The following is a 19,000-nucleotide window of genomic DNA, read 5'->3' on the forward strand; positions in this document are numbered from 1 at the left end:
GGGTAAACCCGCTCCCACAGGATTGCGTCACGGCTTGATGCTGTGAGGTCCATGTGGGAGCGGGTTTACCCGCGAAAGGGCCGGTACTGCCTGCATCAATCTTCAGCTAGCCACAAAATTCGGCGGCGACACCAGCTCGACGGTCTGCTGCTTGCGCGGTGCGAGGATCTCGGCCTCGCCCTGGACCACCAGCTCATCATTCTGGTTGTACACATTGGTGGCGATGCGCACCTTGAACTTGGGCAGCTTCTCCAGGATTTCCAGGCGCACGGTCAGGGTATCGCCAATTTTCACCGGCTTCTGGAAGCTCATCTGCTGGCCCAGGTAGATGGTGCCAGGGCCAGGCAAGGTGCAGGCCACTGCAGCACTGATCAGCGCGCCGCTGAACATGCCGTGGGCAATGCGCTCGCGGAACATGCTCTTGGCAGCGAACTCGGCGTCCAGGTGTACTGGGTTGTGGTCACCGGACATCGCGGCGAACAACTGGATGTCGCGTTCTTCGACGGACTTCTTGTACTCGGCCTTCTGGCCGACTTCGAGGGCTTCGTAAGGCGTGTTGGTGACCTGGGACATCGGGGCTTCCTTAAGCGGTAGGCGAGGGCGGCTGTCATTCACTGCGCACAGGACGGCCAAGAGCCAGCGCCTGTTCAAGCCAGCCGAGAATATCGGCGGTGACCTCGTCACGGTTGGTTTCGTTGAGTACTTCGTGCCGCGCCTCAGGATAGACGCGCAGCTGTACATGTCGATTGCCGGTCGCGCGCAGGGCGTCGGCCAGGTGGGTGAGACGCTTGCCGGCACTGACCGGATCACATTCACCACCGATTACCAGCAGCGGCAGGTTCGGATCGATCTGCGCGAGGTTACTCGGCTGGCTGATCTGCGCCAAGCCTTGCAGCAGGTCGAGCCACAACTGGTTGCTGCAGCGAAAGCCGCAAAGCGGGTCGTTGACGTACAGGTCGACCTGCGCCGGGTCGCGGCTGAGCCAGTCGAACGCCGTGCGGTTGGGCTTGAAGGCCTTGTTGAACGAGCCGAACGACAACCACTCGATCAGTGCACTCTTGCCCAGCGGCCCCTGGCGCCAGGCTTCCAGCCGGGCAATCAGCCGCGCCACGTGGTACAGCGCCGCCGGCTGGTAGTTGGAGCCGCTGAGGATCGCCCCATGCAGGCTGCCACTGTGGTGCAGCAGGTAGGCCTGGGCGATGTAGCTGCCCATGCTGTGGCCGAACAGGAACAGCGGCGTGCACGGGTATTGCTGGCCGATGTGCTGGGCCAGCAGCCCGATGTCGTTGACCACGGCATTCCAGCCATGATGGCGGGCGAACAGGCCGAGGCTGCCCAGTTCGGCGGTGCGCCCATGGCCGCGCTGGTCGGCGGCGAACAGGGCGAAGCCGGCCTCGCTCAAGGCATGGCCCAGGTGCTGGTAGCGCCCGGCATGCTCGGCCATGCCATGGGCCAGCAACACCACGGCTTTTACCGGTGTGGCCGGCAACCATTGGTGCACGTACAGGCTGCAGTGCTCGCTGGCGGGCAGCCAGAAGGCGTCGTGAGGCATGGCGGGTCCTTGTGCGCACAGGTACCCGAACAGTGTATGCACAACCGACCGGATTGCAGGAAGGGCACAAATAAGATTCACAATGTTAATGGCGGCACTTGGCGTATATGCCGCCTTGGGCTTACCTGCTAACGTCGGATCAACGCCTTTTCGCTTTCAAGCGGGCAGGTGAAAGGACTACAGGACTTACAGCAGGTCCAGACAGAGGAACAATAATAAATGCAAGCCGACTTCTGGAATGACAAGCGCCCGGCGGGCGTGCCTTCCACCATCGACATCAATGCCTACACCTCGGTCGTCGAGGTGTTCGAGCGCTCCTGCAAACGTTTCGCCGACCGCCCGGCCTTCAGCAACCTGGGCGTGACCCTGACCTACGCGGAGCTGGAGCGCCACTCGGCGGCCTTCGCCGCCTGGCTGCAGCAGCACACCGACCTCAAGCCGGGCGACCGCATCGCGGTGCAGATGCCCAACGTGCTGCAATACCCCATCGCTGTGTTCGGTGCCCTGCGCGCAGGCCTGATCGTGGTCAACACCAACCCGCTGTACACCGAGCGCGAGATGCGCCACCAGTTCAAGGACAGCGGCGCGCGTGCGCTGGTGTACCTGAACATGTTCGGCAGGCGCGTGCAGGAGGTGTTGCCCGATACCGGCATCGAGTACCTGATCGAGGCCAGGATGGGCGACATGCTGCCCACCGCCAAGGGCTGGCTGGTCAACACCGTGGTCGACAAAGTGAAGAAGATGGTGCCGGCCTATCAGCTGCCCCAGGCGGTGTCGTTCAAGCAGGTGCTGCGCCAGGGCCGCGAGCTGTCGCACAAGCCGGTGCCGCTCAGCCTGGACGATACTGCCGTGCTGCAATACACCGGTGGCACCACCGGCCTGGCCAAGGGCGCCATGCTCACCCACGGCAACCTGGTGGCCAACATGCTGCAGGTGCTGGCCTGCTTCTCGCAGCACGGGCCGGACGGGCAGAAGCTGATCAAGGACGGCCAGGAGGTGATGATCGCGCCGCTGCCGCTGTACCACATCTATGCCTTTACCGCGAACTGCATGTGCATGATGGTCACCGGCAACCACAACGTGCTGATCACCAACCCGCGGGATATTTCCGGCTTCATCAAGGAGCTGGGCAAATGGCGTTTCTCCGCCTTGCTGGGCCTGAACACGCTGTTCGTCGCACTGATGGACCACCCGGGCTTCCGCCAGCTCGACTTTTCGGCGCTGAAGGTCACCAACTCCGGCGGCACCGCACTGGTCAAGGCCACGGCCGAGCGCTGGGAGGCGCTTACCGGTTGCCGCATCGTCGAAGGCTACGGCCTGACCGAAACCTCGCCAGTGGCCAGCACCAACCCCTATGGCCAGCTGGCGCGCCTGGGCACGGTGGGCATCCCGGTGGCCGGCACCGCCTTCAAGGTGATCGACGATGACGGCAACGAGTTGCCGCTGGGCGAGCGGGGCGAGCTGTGCATCAAGGGCCCGCAGGTGATGAAAGGCTACTGGCAGCAGCCCGAGGCCACGGCCCAGGCCCTGGACGCGGAAGGCTGGTTCAAGACCGGCGACATCGCGGTGATCGACCCGGACGGCTTCACCCGCATCGTCGACCGCAAGAAGGACATGATCATCGTCTCGGGTTTCAACGTGTACCCCAACGAGATCGAGGATGTGGTGATGGGCCATCCCAAGGTTGCCAACTGCGCGGCCATCGGCGTGCCGGACGAGCGCTCCGGCGAGGCGGTGAAGCTGTTCGTGGTGCCGCGCGAGGGTGGGCTGAGCGTGGATGAGCTGAAGGCCTACTGCAAGGCCAATTTCACCGGCTACAAGGTGCCCAAGCACATCGTGCTGCGCGAGTCGTTGCCGATGACGCCGGTGGGCAAGATCCTGCGGCGGGAGCTGCGGGATATCGCTTGAGACCGAGTTGGATTCTTCGCGGGTGAACCCGCTCCCACAGGGGTCTTGCAGTTCTCAAGGCCTGTGCAGTACCTGTGTGGGAGCGGGTTCACCCGCGAATGCTTTCAAACCGCTCTAGCAGGCTGTTTACAGCACGATCTGCGACATTTTGGATAATTACTCTAAAAATGACCTGTATTGTTCATTGAGTCATTTTTGTGACCGTGAGGCCTGTTTTGGCCTCTAGGCGACCCCAGGCAAAGCTGTTACTCTCGGCCCGCTTTCAGATGATCCGGTTTGCAACGAGCCGTCATCTCATATCAATAATAAGCGCATCGACGCGTGAATCGAACTTCGCTGTTGCTGAAGGAGTGGGCTTCCATGATCGAACATTTTTGGAAGGATAAGTACCCAGCCGGGATTACGGCGGAAATCAATCCTGACGAATTCCCCAATATCCAGGCGGTACTCAAGCAATCCTGCCAACGCTTTGCCGACAAACCGGCCTTTAGCAACCTGGGCAAGACTATCACTTATGGCGAGCTGTATGCGCTGTCGGGGGCGTTTGCCGCCTGGTTGCAGCAGCATACCGACCTCAAGCCGGGTGACCGCATTGCCGTGCAGCTGCCTAACGTACTGCAATACCCGGTAGCGGTATTCGGTGCCATGCGTGCCGGGCTGATCGTGGTCAACACCAACCCGCTGTACACCGCACGGGAAATGGAACACCAGTTCAACGACTCCGGCGCCAAGGCCCTGGTGTGCCTGGCCAACATGGCCCACCTGGCCGAGAAGGTGGTGCCCAAGACTCAGGTCAGGCACGTCATCGTCACCGAAGTGGCCGACCTGCTGCCGCCGCTCAAGCGCCTGCTGATCAACAGCGTGATCAAGTACGTGAAGAAGATGGTGCCGGCCTACAACCTGCCGCGTGCCGTACGCTTCAACGACGCACTGGCGCTGGGCAAGGGCCAGCCGGTGACCGAGGCCAACCCGCAGGCCAACGATGTGGCGGTGCTGCAATACACCGGTGGTACCACCGGCGTGGCCAAGGGCGCGATGCTGACCCACCGCAACCTGGTGGCCAACATGCTGCAGTGCCGGGCGCTGATGGGCTCCAACCTGCATGAAGGCTGCGAAATCCTCATCACCCCGCTGCCGCTGTATCACATCTACGCCTTTACCTTCCATTGCATGGCAATGATGCTGATCGGCAACCACAACGTGCTGATCAGCAACCCGCGTGACCTGCCGGCCATGGTCAAGGAGCTGGGCAAGTGGAAGTTCAGCGGCTTCGTCGGCCTCAACACCCTGTTCGTTGCCTTGTGCAACAACGAGGCGTTCCGTGCCCTGGACTTCTCGGCGCTGAAGATCACCCTGTCCGGCGGCATGGCCCTGCAACTGAGCGTGGCCGAGCGCTGGAAGGCCGTGACCGGCTGCGCCATCTGTGAAGGCTATGGCATGACCGAGACCAGCCCGGTGGCTGCGGTGAACCCGGCGGAGGCCAACCAGGTCGGCACCATCGGTATTCCGGTGCCGTCCACCCTGTGCAAGGTCATCGACGACAATGGCAACGAGCTGCCGTTGGGCGAGGTGGGCGAGTTGTGCGTCAAGGGCCCGCAGGTGATGAAGGGCTACTGGCAGCGCGAAGAGGCCACTGCCGAGATCCTCGACAGCAATGGCTGGCTGAAGACCGGTGACATCGCCGTGATCCAGCCGGACGGCTACATGCGCATTGTCGACCGCAAGAAGGACATGATCCTGGTCTCGGGCTTCAACGTGTACCCCAACGAGCTGGAAGATGTGCTGGCGGCCCTGCCGGGCGTGCTGCAGTGCGCGGCCATCGGTGTGCCGGACGAGAAGTCCGGTGAAGTGATCAAGGTGTTCATCGTGGTCAAGCCGGGCATGACCGTGACCAAGGAACAGGTGATGGAGCACATGCGCGCCAACGTCACCGGCTACAAGGTCCCGCGCCAGATCGAGTTCCGCGACGCGCTGCCGACCACCAACGTGGGCAAGATCCTGCGCCGCGAACTGCGCGATGAAGAGCTGAAGAAACAGGGTTTGAAGAAGATCGCCTGATCAGAGCCCTGCACGCTCAGTGTGGGAGCGGCCTCGTGTCGCGAAAGGGCCGCGAAGCGGCCCCAGCAATTTCAGCATCACAGCTGAGACCCTGGGGCCGCTTTGCGGCCCTTTCGCGACACAAGGCCGCTCCCACAGAGACCGCGTAATCAGCGCAGTTTCTCCAGCATCTGGTAGTACCACATCCCCGCCGCCAGCAGCGGGTTGCCCAGCAAGTCCCCCATCGGCACCCGCACATGCCTGCACTGGGCAAAGGTGTCGAACTTCTCCAGCGTCCCGGTCAACGCCTCGGCCATGATCTCGCCCATGATGTGGCTGGTGGCAATGCCGTGCCCCGAATAACCCTGGCAATACCACACGTTGTCCGACAGCTTGCCCAGCTGCGGGATGCGGTTGACCACGATGCCCATGGCGCAGCTCCACTGGAACTCGATCGGCACGCCTTTCAACGCCGGGAAGGTGCGCTCGATGCACGGGCGCAGTTCGCCTTCGATATCCCGTGAATCACGGCCGGAATAGTTGGCGCCACCGCCGAACAGCAGGCGCTTGTCGGCGGTCAGGCGGTAGTAGTCGAGGACGAAGCGGCAGTCGTACACCGCAAGGTCCTGCGGGTTGATCTGTTCGGCCAGTTCCCCCAGCGGTGCGGTGGTGACGATGCCGCCCATGGCCGGGAAGATCTTGCCCTTGAGCTGGCGCTTTTCCAGTTTGTGGTACACATCGCCGGCCAGCATCACCTGGCGCGCCTCGACCCGCCCGTGGGCGGTGACTACCGCCGGGCGCGGGCCGTGGACGATGTCCAGCACTTCGGAGTTTTCGAAAATCAGCGCCCCCAGGCCATGGGCGGCACGGGCCTCGCCCAGGCACAGGTTGAGCGGGTGCAGGTGCAGGTTGCGCAGGTTCTTCAGCGCGCCCAGGTACAGCGGGCTTTGCAGGTGCTCGGCCATGGCTTCGCGGTCCAGCAATTGCACCTGCTCGCCCATGCCGCGCCGCCGGGCCTCGGCTTCGAATGCGCGCAGCTCGCCCATGTGCGAGGGCTTCATGGCCGCGTGCAGGTGGCCGCGCTTGAGGTCGCAGTCGATACCGTAGCGCGCCACGCGCTGCTCGATCACCTGGTGGCCGCGCCAGCGCAAGTGCCAGATGAAGTCATCGACCTCGGCACCCAGGCGGTTGCGCATCTGCGTGCGCATGGCTTCGTCACCCGACAGGCTGCCGGTGACCTGGCCGCCGTTGCGCCCGCTGGCACCCCAGCCGATGCGGTTGGTTTCGACGATGGCCACCTTCAGGCCACGCTCGGCCAGTTCCACCGCCGTGGCCACACCGGTGAAGCCGCCGCCGATGATCGCCACATCCACCTGTACCGTGCCCTTGAGCTGCGGGTACTCGGTGTGGTCGTTGAGGGTGGCGCTGTAATAGGACGGCGCGCGCTGCGCCGGGCCCTTGTTCAATGCTGCGTTCATGGGGGTTCCTTGTTATCTGGGGGGCTCAGGCCTGGTGCAGGTACCAGCGCCAGTCCTGTTCGCTGACTTCGGCCATGAACTGGCGGTACTCGGCGCGCTTGACCTTCAGGTACACGCCAAGGAAGTCTTCGCCCAGTGCTTCGCGAGCCCAGCTGGAATGCTGCAGGGCGTCGAGGGCAGTCAGCCAGTCGGTGGGCAAGTGTTCGGTGGCCTGGGCATAGCCGTTGCCTTCCACCGGTGCCCCCGGGTCCAGCTGTTCGCGGATGCCCCGGTGGCTGGCGGCAAGGATCGCCGCAGCGGCCAGGTAGGGGTTGGCGTCGGCGCCGCAGATGCGGTGCTCCACATGCCGGCTGTTGGCCGGGCCGCCCGGTATGCGCAGGCTCACGGTGCGGTTGTCGACGCCCCAGGTTGGCGCCAGCGGGGCATAGCTGTTGGCCTGGAAGCGGCGGAACGAGTTGGCATTGGGGCAGAACAGCAACAGCGAGTCGCGCAGGTGGCGCAGCATGCCGGCCACGGCCTGGCGCAGCAGCGGGGTGCCGGCCTTGTTCTCACTGGCGAACAGGTTGTTGCCGGCGCTGTCGGCCAGGCTCAGGTGCATGTGCATGCCGGTACCGGCCAGTTGCGCGAACGGCTTGGCCATGAAGCAGGCTTGCATGCCATGGGCGTGGGCAATGCCTTTGACCAGGCGCTTGTAGCGCACGGCCTGGTCCATCGCCTGCAGGGCGTCGCCGTGCTCGAGGGTGATTTCCACCTGGCCGGGGGCGTATTCCGAAATCGCCGTGCGGGCCGGGATGCCCTGGGCCTTGCAGGCGGCGTAGAGGTCGGCGAGGAACGGCTCGATCTGCTCCAGTTCGCGCAGGCCATACACCTGGGTGGTGCGTGGGCGGCCGCCATCGTTGTCCAGCGCCGGTTGCGGGCGGCCCTGGGCATCACGTTGCTGGTCGAGCAGGTAGAACTCCAGCTCGCAGGCCATCACCGGATGGTAGCCGTCGGCCTTCAACGCTTCGATGGTACGCAGCAGCACATGGCGCGGGTCGGCGATGCTGGCCGGCAGGCCCTCGTTCGGGTGCATGCTCACCTGCACCGCGGCGGTTGGCACCCGGCGCCAGGGCAGGCGCACCAGGCTGCCTTCAAGCGGGTAGGCGCGGCAGTCGATATCGCCCACGTCCCACACCAGGCCGGAGTTTTCCACGTCGTCGCCGTTCAGGGTCAGGCCGAGAATGGTGCTGGGCAGCGGCCGGCCGGTCTGGTACACGGCCAGCAGTTCCTCGCGGTGCAGCAGCTTGCCGCGCGGTACGCCGTTGGCGTCGAGGATGAACAGTTCGAACAGTTCGATATCGGGGTTGTCGGCCAGAAAACGGCTGGCCTGCTCTACAGGTGCAAAGTGCATGATGGATTCGCTCACGGGCGCACGGGCCACCGCGCATGCAGGCGGCCCGGCTGAGTCAAACGGCCGGAAGACGGCCGGGTCTGGTCACAACGGCGTGAACGAGAAATCCGGTGGGCGTGCGTGACGGCAGTGCCACAGGGCCCAGAAGGCGAGGATGATATGGACCAGCGGATTCTCACCGGCACGGCGCCGGGCCTTCGCTTGCGAAGGGCGGGACGACGGTGGGGCGATGGGCTGGACGGGAGTCATGCCTTTGATACTCACATGCGGCGTAAGGTTGATTAAAGCAGTGAATGGCAACCTTTACATCGCACCTGGCTAAACATTTGTGCCGTTGCACCTGGCCTCTTCGCGGGTAAACCCGCTCCCACAGGATTGCATCAAGGCTGGGTGTTGTGCGGTCCCTGTGGGAGCGGGTTTACCCGCGAAGAGGCCGGCACAGGCAGCAGAGAACCGGCAAATCTGCGACAATCGCGCATCCTTCGAATGCCGATCATGAAAAAGCAGGCTCACCTGCATCACTAAAAAGCCCCATGACTGACCACGCCATCGACAAACTGCTGCAAAACCTCGACCACGCCATGATCGCCGACCGCCATCGCCTGCGTCGGCAATTGCACGAACTGCGCAAGCGCCCCGACGAGGCGAAGCTGGCGCAGTGGGTGGAAAAGGTCCAGGCGTCCTGCGCCCAGGTCACCGCGCGCCAGCAGAGCGTGCCGACCGTGCGCTACGACGACAGCCTGCCCATCGCTGCCAAGCGTGACGAAATCAAGAAGGCCCTGGCCGAGCACCAGGTGCTGGTGATCGCCGGCGAAACCGGCTCGGGCAAGACCACACAGTTGCCGAAGATCTGTCTCGAACTGGGCCGTGGCAGCCATGGCCTGATCGCCCACACCCAGCCACGCCGGATCGCCGCCCGCAGCGTTGCCGCGCGGGTTGCCGAAGAGCTGGGCACGCCCCTGGGCGGGCTGGTCGGCTACCAGGTGCGCTTCGAGGACCAGAGCGACGCCAACACCCTGGTCAAGCTGATGACCGACGGTATCCTGCTGGCTGAAACCCAGCATGACCGCTTCCTCGAGCGCTACGACACGATCATCGTCGACGAAGCCCACGAACGCAGCCTGAACATCGACTTCCTGCTCGGCTACCTGAAGACCCTGCTGCACCGCCGCCCGGACCTGAAGCTGATCATCACCTCGGCGACCATTGACCTGGAGCGCTTCTCCAAACACTTCGACGGCGCGCCGATCATCGAGGTGTCCGGGCGTACCTTCCCGGTGGAAACCTGGTATCGCCCACTGACCAGCGAGCAGGACGAGGAGGGCAACCAGATCGAGGACGACCTCACCGTCGACCAGGCCATCCTCGCCACGCTGGATGAGTTGGCGCACCACGAGCGGAGTGAGGGCAAGGGCCCCGGCGATGTGCTGATCTTCCTGCCGGGCGAGCGCGAGATCCGTGATGCCGCCGAGATCCTGCGCAAGGCGCAACTGCGCCACACCGAGATCCTGCCGTTGTATGCGCGCCTGTCGCCGGCCGAGCAGCAGCGCATCTTCCAGCCACACACCGGACGCCGTGTGGTGCTGGCCACCAACGTTGCGGAAACCTCGCTGACCGTGCCGGGCATCCGCTATGTGATCGACACCGGTACCGCGCGCATCAGCCGCTACAGCTACCGCGCCAAGGTCCAGCGCCTGCCCATCGAGGCCGTGTCGCAGGCCAGTGCCAATCAGCGCAAGGGCCGCTGCGGCCGGGTCGAGCCGGGCATCTGCGTGCGCCTGTACAGCGAAGAGGATTTCAACAGCCGGCCGGCGTTCACCGACCCGGAGATCCTGCGCACCAACCTGGCGGCAGTGATCCTGCAGATGCTGCACCTGCGCCTGGGCGCAATCGACGCCTTCCCGTTCATCGAGCCGCCGGATGGCAAGGCCATCAGCGATGGTTTCAACCTGCTGCAGGAGCTGTCGGCGGTCAACCGCGAAAACCAGCTGACGCCGATCGGCCGCCAGCTGGCGCGCCTGCCGATCGACCCGCGGCTGGGCCGCATGCTGCTCGAAGGCGCCCGCCTGGGCAGCCTGCAGGAAGTGCTGATCGTCACCAGTGCGCTGTCGGTGCAAGACCCGCGCGAACGCCCGCCGGAGCGCCAGCAGGCCGCCGACCAGGCGCACGCGCAATGGAAGGACGTGGATTCCGACTTCGCCGCGCTGGTCAACCTGTGGCGTGGCTTCGAGGAACAGCGCCAGGCGTTGACTGCCAACCCGCTGCGCAACTGGTGCCGCAAGAACTTCCTGAACTACCTGCGCCTGCGCGAATGGCGCGATGCCCATCGCCAGCTGGCGCTGATCTGCCGTGACCTGCAGCTGACAGTGAACAAGGACCCGTCCGACTACCCGAAAATGCACAAGGCCATTCTCAGTGGCCTGCTCAGCCAGATCGGCCAGAAGACCGAAGAGGGCGACTACCAGGGCGCCCGTCAACGGCGCTTCTGGGTGCACCCGTCGTCGGGCCTGGGGCGCAAGCGCCCGCAGTGGGTGATGGCGGCCGAACTGGTCGAAACCACCAAGCTGTACGCACGCATGGTGGCCAGGATCGAGCCGGACTGGATCGAGCCGCTGGCCGGCCACCTGGTCAAGAAGAACCACTTCGAGCCGCACTGGGAGAAGAAGCGCGGGCAGGTGGTGGCCTACGAGCAGATCACCCTGTACGGCCTGATCCTGGTCGGCCGTCGGCCGGTGCATTTCGGCCCGATCGACCCGGTCACCTCGCGCGAGCTGTTCATCCGCGAAGGCCTGGTGGGTGGCGAAATCCAGTCGCGGGCCAAGTGCCTGGCGGCCAACAAGCGCCTGCTGGAAGAGCTCGACGAGCTGGAGGCCAAGGCCCGCCGCCGTGACATCCTTGCCGACGAAGAGACGCTGTACGCCTTCTACGAAGCGCGTCTGCCGGCGGAAATCCACCAGACCGCGACCTTCGACAGCTGGTACCGCATGGGCAGCCAGAAGGACGCCAACCTGCTGATCATGCGCGAGGAAGACGTGCTGGCCCGCGAGGCCAGCGAAGTTACTGCCGCGCAGTACCCCGACAGCATGCAGGTGGGCGAGCTGCGCCTGCCGCTGAGTTACCACTTCGAGCCCGGCCACCCCCGCGATGGCGTGACCGTGCGGGTGCCAGCACCGCTGTTGCCGAGCCTGCCGGGCGAGCGCCTGGAGTGGCTGGTGCCCGGCCTGCTGGAAGCCAAGTGCGTGGCGCTGGTGCGCAACCTGCCCAAGGCCCTGCGCAAGAACTTCGTGCCGGTGCCGGACTTCGTCAAGGCCTCGCTGGCACGCATGACCTTCGGCCAGGGCGCATTGCCGCAGGCCCTGGGCCAGGAGCTGCTGCGCATGACTGGCGCCCGTGTGCCCGACGAGGCATGGGACGAGTCGGTCAACCTGGTTGAAGGCCACCTGCGCATGAACATCGAAGTGGTCGATGGCCAGGGCAAGTTCCTGGGTGAAGGCCGCGACCTGGCCGAGCTGACCGCGCGCTTTGCAGCAGCCAGCCAGGCAGCGTTGGCCGTGCCGCGTGACGCCAAGAGCGAGCAGCCGGTGCAGGCCAAGGCTTTCAGCGAGGTGAAGCAGACCGCGCAGCAGAAGATCGCCGGCCTGTCGATGACCGTGTACCCGGCGCTGGTGGAAGAGGGCGGCACCGTGCGCGAAGGGCGCTTCTCGACCCAGGCCGAGGCCGAGTTCCAGCACCGCCGCGCGTTGCAGCGCCTGTTGCTGCAGCAGCTGGCCGAGCCGGCCAAGTACCTGCGCGGCAAGCTGCCGGGGCTGACCGAGTTGGGCCTGCTGTACCGTGAAATGGGCCGGGTCGAGGCGCTGGTCGAGGACATTCTGCTGGCCAGCCTGGACAGTTGCATCCTCGAAGGTGAACAGCCGCTGCCACGCGATGGTGCGGCCCTGGCTGGCCTGGCCGAGCGCAAGCGCGGCAGCTGGGCCGAGCATGCCGAGCGCCTGGCACGGCAGACGTTGGAAGTGCTGAAGCTGTGGCATGGGCTGCAGAAGCGCTTCAAGGGCAAGATCGACCTGAGCCAGGCGGTGGCGCTGAACGACATCAAGCAACAGCTCGGCAACCTGGTGTACCCAGGCTTCGTGCGCGAAACCCCTGGGGGCTGGTTCAAGGAGCTGCCGCGTTACCTCAAGGCGGTGGAACTGCGCCTGGAGAAGCTGGGTTCGCAGGTGCAGAAGGACCGGGTGTGGAGCGGTGAGCTGGCCAACCTGTGGGCGCAGTACAAGGCCCGTGCCGACAAGCATGCCCAGGAGGGCAAGCGTGATGAGCAACTGACGGTGTACCGCTGGTGGCTGGAGGAATATCGGGTTTCGCTGTTTGCCCAGCAGTTGGGGACCAAGGTGCCGATTTCCGACAAGCGATTGAGCAAGCAATGGAGCCAGGTGGAGGGCTAAACTTCCACAGTTGTGGCAATATTGATGCAATTTGGGGTCGCCTGGCGGCCCCTTCGCGGGTAAACCCGCTCCCACAGGTACAGCAGTGTCCTCGGGAGCGGCGCAACCCCTGTGGGAGCGGGCGAGCCCGCGAACGAGGGCGCAGCCCTCGCCTATAAATTGGTACTAAAGTGCCATTAACCTGTCATGTTTCCAGCCAGCGCCCCGTGGCGATGGCCTTTGACCAGAGGAACGACCGTGCATAACGTCGTGATCAGCGGCACCGGCCTGTACACCCCGGCCCAGAGCATTTCCAACGAAGAACTGGTGGCGTCCTTCAACACCTGGTCGCAGCAGTTCAACCAGGACAACGCCGCCGCCATCGAGCGCGGTGAAGTCGAGGCGGCGCCGCTGTCCGATGCCGCGTTCATCGAAAAGGCCTCGGGCATCAAGAGCCGCTTCGTCATGGACAAGGCCGGCATCCTCGACCCGCAGCGCATGAAACCGCGCCTGCCCGAGCGCTCCAACGACGAACCGTCGGTGCTCTGCGAAATGGCCGTGGCCGCTGCCCGCCAGGCCCTGGAGCGCGCCGGTCGCACGGCGGCCGATGTCGACGGGGTGATCGTCGCCTGCTCCAACCTGCAGCGCCCGTACCCGGCCATCGCCATCGAAGTGCAGCAGGCGCTGGGCATCCAGGGCTTTGCCTTCGACATGAACGTGGCCTGCTCGTCGGCCACTTTCGGCATCCAGACCGCCGCCAACAGCGTGGCCCTGGGGCAGGCGCGCGCGGTGCTGATGGTCAACCCGGAGGTGTGCACCGGCCACCTGAACTTCCGTGACCGCGACAGCCACTTCATCTTTGGTGATGCTGCCACTGCGGTGCTGCTCGAGCGTGCCGACAAGGCCACCTCGACGCACCAGTTCGACATCGTCAGCAGCAAGCTGTGGACCGAGTTCTCCAACAACATCCGTAACAACTTCGGTTTCCTCAACCGCGCGGCGGAAGAGGGCGAGGGCGCGGCGGACAAGCTGTTCATCCAGGAAGGCCGCAAGGTGTTCCGCGAGGTGTGCCCGAAGGTGGCCGAGCTGATCGGTGAGCACCTGCAGGAAAACGGGCTGCAACCAAGCGATGTGAAACGCTTCTGGCTGCACCAGGCCAACCTCAGCATGAACCACCTGATCGTCAAGAAGCTGCTGGGGCGTGAAGTGGCCGAGGAAGATGCACCGGTGATTCTCGACCGTTATGCCAACACCAGTTCGGCGGGGTCGGTGATTGCCTTCCACCTTTACCAGGACGACCTGGCCAAGGGCTCGCTGGGCGTGTTGAGCTCGTTTGGTGCGGGGTATTCGATTGGTAGCGTGATCCTGCGCAAGCGCTGATTGAGCGCAAGCCAGTACCGGCCTCTTCGCGGGTGAACCCGCTCCCACAGGGACACCACAGCATTCGAAACTGTGATATCCCTGTGGGAGCGGGTTTACCCGCGAAGAGGCCGGTGCATTTTTCACAGGCAAAAAAAAGCGGGAAATGCCGGATGGGGTCGGCATTTCCCGCTTCAGGTGAAGCAGTGCAGGGTGTCGCTTAGAACTTGGCTTCCAGGTCTACCTGCAGCGTGTCTACGTCAGCATCGCTGTTCGGCAGGTTGGAGAAGTCGGTCTTGGCCATCATGTAGGCCGCGCCGAGGGCGAAGTTCTTGTCGATTTCGTAACCCACCTTGAACTTGTGGCCACGGGAACCGGTGAAGCCGTTACCGAAGTCAGAGTCGGTGAACAGGCTGACTACACCGTTACGCTGCACGTCGCGGTAGTTGTAGTCCAGGCTCCAGGCACCGATCTTGCTCTTCAAACCAGCCAGCCAGGCCTTGTCCTTGCCATCGGTGCTTTCGGTGTTCTTGACGAACTGGCCGTAGGCCGACAGCGGGATGGCGAAGCCGGTGAAGTCGACCTGGCCGAAACCTTCCACCAGCTGGAACTCGTTGGTGGTGTTGCCCAGCGAACGCAGGGCAGCAGATTCCTTGTCGTTGTCGTAGCCGTAGATACTGCCGCCGACGGTGACCTTGACGGTGTCAGCCGCGTTGAACTTGGTACCCAGCTGGGCCGCGTACAGCTGTGCGTCGTGCTTGAACTGCACGCCGTCGCCGTCGACGTTGTCCTTCAGGTTGTAGTGGCCGATGCTGCCGAACACTTCGGCCGGGCCGAGGTTGGTCTTGTAGGTAGCGGCCAGGCCTTCCGGGTTGATGTCGCTGTCCCAGATGATGTCGCCCATGCTCACCCATGGCTGCAGCATCTTGCCGCCGATCAGGTGCAGGTTCGGGACGGCAGTCGGGTGCCAGTCGAGGTAGGCCAGGTCGACCCACAGCGATTTCTTCTCGAAGTAGTTGTCCAGGCTCTGGTTGGTCGAGCGGGCATCGGCGCTGCTGCCGGTGGCCACACGCACGCCGGCGTCGACCTGCGGGTTGATCTCGCTGTAGAAGCCGACACGGGCACGTACACGTTCACGGTCCTGGTTGCCGCTGCGAGCGATCGGGTCGTCGACGTTGACGTCTTCGTAACGCAGGCGCACATCACCCTTGATCTGGGTCTTGGCTGCCCATGCCACTTTCTGTTCAAAGGAGCTCATCCGTTCGGACTGAGCTTTCTGAGCGGCCTTTTCCTTGGTTTCTTGAGCCAGGTCCGCCTGCAGTTCGTTGTACTGCGCCTGGTTGATCGAGCCATTGGCGCGGAGCATTTCGAGCAGCTTGGCGTCGACAGCTGCACTGGCCGGAGTACTCAGAGCCAGCATCATGCCGGTGAGGCTCACTCCGGTAAGTGTAGAAACAAGACGCATAAGGTTCTCCCTGTTGAATAAGATGGGGGAGGCTCAAGCGCCCGCCCCTGTGTTGGCATGTCTTCGGAAAGGGCCTGAATAGACAGGTTCTGGGGTTCCGGAAAACAGGCGCAAGTATTGCGGGGGCGAATGACAGATTAATGTCGAATTAGTGGCACTGCGGTTAAGTAATTGAGAATAAAAGGATCTGTCCCGGCTATCGTGATTTGAGTGGCGGGCCTTCCTTGGGGATACTGGGTACCTTGAAACAGCGAGCCGAAACCGTGACCAGCCTGTACAGCCTTGCCCATCTGCGTGATTTACCGGCGGCCACCTGGGATGCCCTGGTGCCGGCCGGCCAACCGTTCCTGCGCCATGCGTTTCTCAGCGCCATGGAGGACAGCGGCAGCGTCGCGCGCAACACCGGCTGGGCCGCCGAGCACCTGGTGCTGGAACGTGACGGGCAGGTACGGGCGCTGCTGCCGGCGTACCGCAAATGGCACTCGTTTGGCGAGTACGTGTTCGACCATGGCTGGGCCGATGCCTGTGAGCGGGCCGGCATTGCCTACTACCCCAAGCTGCTCGGTGCCGTGCCGTTCAGCCCGGTCAGCGGCCCGCGCCTGCTCGCCGCCGACCCAGCTGATGGCCTGCTGGTACTGCAGGCGTTACCGGAGTACCTGGGCAAGGGCGGGCTGTCTGGTGCGCACATCAATTTCACCGAGCCGGCGCTGGACGACCAGCTGGCCGGCCAGCCGGGCTGGATGGAGCGCCTGGGCTGCCAGTTTCATTGGCGCAACCACGGCTACCGTGACTTCCAAGATTTTCTCGACAGCCTGAGTTCGCGCAAGCGCAAGCAGATGCGCAAGGAGCGTGAACAGGTGGCCGGGCACGGTATTGAATTCCGCTGGTACCGTGGGGGTGAACTGGATGAGGCGCAGTGGGATTTCGTCTACCGCTGCTACGCCAATACCTACGCGGTGCGCCGCCGTGCGCCCTACCTGACACGCGAGTTCTTCAGCCTGCTGGCCGAGCGCATGCCCGAGGCCTTGCGCGTGGTGATGGCGCGGCAGGGTGGCCGTGATGTGGCCATGGCCCTGAGCCTGGTGGGGGGCGACAGCCTGTTTGGCCGCTACTGGGGGTGCCTGGACGAATTCGACCGGCTGCATTTCGAAACCTGTTTCTACCAGGGCATGGACTTTGCCATCGCCGAAGGGCTGCAGCGTTTCGATGCCGGGGCGCAGGGGGAGCACAAGCTGATTCGCGGCTTCGAGCCGGTGCTGACGCGGTCGTGGCACTACCTGCTGCACCCGGGGCTGCGGCGGGCGGTGGAGGATTTTCTGGCGCAGGAGCGGGAAGGGGTACGGGCCTATGCCGAGGAGGCCAGGGGGATGCTGCCCTATCGCCGGGACTGATCCAATCGTAGTGCCTGTACTGGCCTCTTCGCGGGTAAACCCGCTCCCACAGGGATCGCACAGTTCTCGATATCTGCGGTAATCCTGTGGGAGCGGGTTTACCCGCGAAGAGGCCGGCACAGGAAATCAGTCGACCCCGACAAACCCCCCGGTCTGGTGATGCCACAACCGGGCATACAAGCCTTGCTGCTCCAGCAGTTCACTGTGGCTGCCACTCTCGACAATCCGCCCCTTGTCCAGCACCACCAGCCGGTCCATCCGCGCAATGGTGGAAAGCCGGTGGGCAATGGCGATCACTGTCTTGCCCTGCATCAGCGTCTCCAGGCTTTCCTGGATCGCTGCCTCCACCTCCGAATCCAGCGCCGAAGTGGCCTCGTCCATGATCAGGATCGGTGCATTCTTCAACAACACCCGGGCAATCGCGATGCGCTGGCGCTGGCCACCCGACAGCTTGACCCCGCGCTCGCCCACATGGGCATCGAAACCGGTGCGCCCCTGGGCGTCCGACAACTGCGGGATGAACTCGTCGGCGCGGGCCCGGCGCACCGCTTCATGCAGCGCCGCCTCGCTGGCACCGGGGCGACCATACAGCAGGTTGTCGCGGATCGAGCGGTGCAGCAGCGAGGTGTCCTGGGTGATCATGCCGATCTGCGCGCGCAGGCTGGCCTGGCTCACTTCGGCAATGTCCTGGCCGTCGATGAGGATGCGCCCGCCCTGCACGTCATACAGCCGTAGCAGCAGGTTGACCAGGGTCGACTTGCCTGCCCCGGACGGGCCGATCAGGCCGATCTTCTCGCCCGGGCGGATGTCCAGGTCGAGCCCTTCGATCACGTTGGCGGCCTTGCCGTAATGGAAGTCCACGTCATCGAAACGCACCGCACCGCGGCTTACCTTGAGCGCCGGTGCGTTGGGCCGGTCGGTGACGGTGACCGGCTGGGCGATGGTCTGCAGGCCGTCCTGGACCATGCCGATGTTCTCGAAGATGCCGTTGACCACCCACATGATCCAGCCCGACATGTTGACGATGCGGATCACCAGGCCGGTGGCCAGGGCGATGGCGCCGACGGTGATCAGCGACTGGCTCCACAGCCACAGCGCCAGGCCGGTGGTGGCGACCACCAGCAGGCCATTGAGGGTGGTGATGACCACGTCCATGCTGGTGACCACGCGTGCGGCCAGCTGGGTTTTCTCTGTCTGTTCGCGGATCGCTTCGCGGGCGTACTGCTGCTCGAAGTCGGTGTGGGCGAAAAGCTTGAGGGTGGCGATGTTGGTGTAGCCGTCGACGATGCGCCCCATCAGCTTGGAGCGGGCGTCGGAGGAGATCACCGAACGCTCCTTCACCCGGGGGACGAAGTAGAACAGCGCGGCGATGTAGCCGGCGATCCACAGCAACAGCGGCAGCATCAGGCGCCAGTCGGCCTCGGCGAACAGCACCAGCGAGGTGATGGCGTAGATCAGCACATGCCATAGCGCATCCACCGCCTGCACCGCAGAGTCGCGCAGCGAGTTGCCGGTCTGCATGATGCGCTGGGCGATGCGCCCGGCGAAGTCGCTCTGGAAGAAGTTCAGGCTCTGCTTGAGCACATAGGTGTGGTTCTGCCAGCGGATCAGACTGGTCATGCCGGGGTTGATGGTCTGGTGCACCAGCAGGTCGTGCAGGCCGAAGAATACCGGCCGCAGCAGCAGGATCACCACCAGCATCCAGATCAGCTCGCCGCTGTGTTCGCTGAAGAAATTGGCATTGGGCGTACCCTGGGCCAGGTCGATGATGCGGCTGAGGTAGCTGAACATCGCCACCTCGATCAGCGAGGCGACCAGGCCCACCACCAGCAGGGCGACAAAGCTCGGCCACACCTGGCGCAGGTAGTAGAGGTAGAACGGCCACACCTGGCCGGGTGGCGACTCGCTGGGCGCGTCGCGGAAGATGTCGATCAGTTGCTCGAAACGGCGGTACAGCATGGGTGACAAGACTCCTGTGCTACCCGACCCCGGAAGGTTTCAC

General features: G+C 64.2%; 11 protein-coding genes. 5 read left to right on the forward strand and 6 right to left on the reverse strand.

From position 1 onward, the window contains the following. Positions 1–102: 102 nt before the first annotated feature. Positions 103–573, reverse strand: a complete 471-nt coding sequence (locus tag CAG46_RS03440) for a MaoC family dehydratase (RefSeq protein ID WP_012273633.1) — start codon at positions 571–573, stop codon at positions 103–105. Positions 574–607: 34 nt separating this feature from the next. Then, the gene (locus CAG46_RS03445; RefSeq protein WP_085618628.1) at positions 608–1,552 is read right to left on the reverse strand and encodes an alpha/beta hydrolase; all 945 of its coding nucleotides are present in this window, start codon (positions 1,550–1,552) and stop codon (positions 608–610) included. A gap of 219 nt (positions 1,553–1,771) precedes the next feature. Here CAG46_RS03445 and fadD2 point away from each other — a divergent pair, with 219 nt between their 5' ends. Beyond that, complete coding sequence (gene fadD2 / locus CAG46_RS03450) at positions 1,772–3,460, forward strand: long-chain-fatty-acid--CoA ligase FadD2 (RefSeq protein ID WP_085618626.1); 1,689 nt, start codon at positions 1,772–1,774, stop codon at positions 3,458–3,460. Positions 3,461–3,820: 360 nt separating this feature from the next. Then, positions 3,821–5,518 carry a long-chain-fatty-acid--CoA ligase FadD1 gene (gene fadD1 / locus CAG46_RS03455; protein WP_025340179.1) on the forward strand — a complete coding sequence of 566 codons (1,698 nt, stop codon included), beginning with the start codon at positions 3,821–3,823 and terminating at the stop codon, positions 5,516–5,518. A 149-nt stretch (positions 5,519–5,667) separates the two neighbouring features. On the opposite strand, the gene CAG46_RS03460 is transcribed toward fadD1, so the two are convergent. Both CAG46_RS03460 and CAG46_RS03465 read right to left on the reverse strand, forming a co-directional pair. Further along, positions 5,668–6,975, reverse strand: a complete 1,308-nt coding sequence (locus tag CAG46_RS03460) for an FAD-binding oxidoreductase (RefSeq protein ID WP_085618624.1) — start codon at positions 6,973–6,975, stop codon at positions 5,668–5,670. Positions 6,976–7,000: 25 nt separating this feature from the next. Further along, a complete protein-coding gene (locus tag CAG46_RS03465) occupies positions 7,001–8,365 on the reverse strand; it encodes a glutamine synthetase family protein (protein WP_085618654.1) in 1,365 nt (454 codons plus the stop codon). Between the two features lie 533 nt (positions 8,366–8,898). Here CAG46_RS03465 and hrpA point away from each other — a divergent pair. Together hrpA and CAG46_RS03475 are read left to right on the forward strand one after the other, a co-directional pair. Then, positions 8,899–12,804: an ATP-dependent RNA helicase HrpA gene (gene hrpA, locus CAG46_RS03470; protein WP_025340176.1), complete on the forward strand. Its 3,906-nt coding sequence runs from the start codon at positions 8,899–8,901 to the stop codon at positions 12,802–12,804. A gap of 237 nt (positions 12,805–13,041) precedes the next feature. Continuing rightward, entirely contained in the window at positions 13,042–14,163 is a 1,122-nt protein-coding gene (locus CAG46_RS03475; protein WP_085618622.1) for a beta-ketoacyl-ACP synthase III, read from the forward strand. 199 nt (positions 14,164–14,362) lie between these two features. Here the strand turns inward: CAG46_RS03475 and CAG46_RS03480 are convergent, their stop codons facing one another. Continuing rightward, a complete protein-coding gene (locus tag CAG46_RS03480) occupies positions 14,363–15,607 on the reverse strand; it encodes a putative porin (RefSeq protein ID WP_025340175.1) in 1,245 nt (414 codons plus the stop codon). Positions 15,608–15,870: 263 nt separating this feature from the next. On the opposite strand from CAG46_RS03480, the gene CAG46_RS03485 reads away from it, so the two are divergent. Then, positions 15,871–16,998 carry a GNAT family N-acetyltransferase gene (locus CAG46_RS03485; RefSeq protein ID WP_085618652.1) on the forward strand — a complete coding sequence of 376 codons (1,128 nt, stop codon included), beginning with the start codon at positions 15,871–15,873 and terminating at the stop codon, positions 16,996–16,998. Positions 16,999–17,124: 126 nt separating this feature from the next. Here CAG46_RS03485 and CAG46_RS03490 read toward each other — a convergent pair whose 3' ends face one another. Next, a complete protein-coding gene (locus CAG46_RS03490; RefSeq protein WP_025340173.1) occupies positions 17,125–18,957 on the reverse strand; it encodes an ABC transporter ATP-binding protein in 1,833 nt (610 codons plus the stop codon). Between the last annotated feature and the right edge of the window lie 43 nt (positions 18,958–19,000).

It is taken from the genome of Pseudomonas sp. B23(2017) (assembly GCF_002113725.1).
GTDB lineage: Bacteria > Pseudomonadota > Gammaproteobacteria > Pseudomonadales > Pseudomonadaceae > Aquipseudomonas > Aquipseudomonas putida_Z.